Genomic DNA, 573 nt, shown 5'->3' on the forward strand with positions numbered 1-573 from the left:
GTCGGTGCTCGCCCCGGAGTGGCGCGAGCGCCGCGCGTCCCTGACGTAGTCGCTGGCGTTGGGCTTCCCTCGCCGTCAGCGCGCCCCGTCGGCGAACTGGCCCCGCTTGACGGCAACCAGCAGCGCGCGGAGCGCGGGTCGGGTGGTGGTGATCACCGTGGCGGGGTCGGTGCTTTCGCGGAGGTGTGGACCGCTGGTGGAGCTGCCGGCTATCTCTACGCACGTGTCCGAGCCCGGTTCACTGAAGCTCGACTTGCGCCAACGCAACTGGTTCATCCATGCCTTCCTATAGCAAGGAGTACAAGATTCGCTGGATCAGTCCCAGCGAGTCCTTCACACGGTGTGCCTCTGGCTGCACGGATGCGTCCACGGGAGGCAGCGCCCTATCGCTCAGGCTAGCGAACCACTGGTTGTACCTGGAAAGCGAGTCACTATCTCCTAGGTACAGCGACTTCTCAACGTGTCCAACGACAACCGTGCTCAGCTCGACCTCTGCGGGCACGGCAAGGGTGAAGGACGTGCCGAAAGCAACCGGGCCATCGAACGGCAGGATCTGGATAGTCACGTTGGGGC

Annotated in this window: 2 protein-coding genes; both read right to left on the reverse strand. The window is 64.6% G+C overall.

Annotated elements, in window-relative coordinates; all coding sequences use genetic code 11:
* Positions 1–75: 75 nt before the first annotated feature.
* On the reverse strand, positions 76–276 hold the full coding sequence (locus KUM32_RS39965) for a DUF397 domain-containing protein (protein WP_217146624.1): 201 nt from the start codon (positions 274–276) through the stop codon (positions 76–78).
* Between the two features lie 10 nt (positions 277–286).
* On the reverse strand, positions 287–565 hold the full coding sequence (locus KUM32_RS45535; protein WP_374227612.1) for a Scr1 family TA system antitoxin-like transcriptional regulator: 279 nt from the start codon (positions 563–565) through the stop codon (positions 287–289).
* Between the last annotated feature and the right edge of the window lie 8 nt (positions 566–573).

The organism is Streptomyces sp. AC627_RSS907, from assembly GCF_019049165.1.

What these genes read in the sequence shown, in the direction of transcription:
- KUM32_RS39965 (WP_217146624.1), bottom strand. Translation starts at nt 276, where the DNA reads ATGAACCAGTTGCGTTGGCGCAAGTCGAGCTTCAGTGAACCGGGCTCG.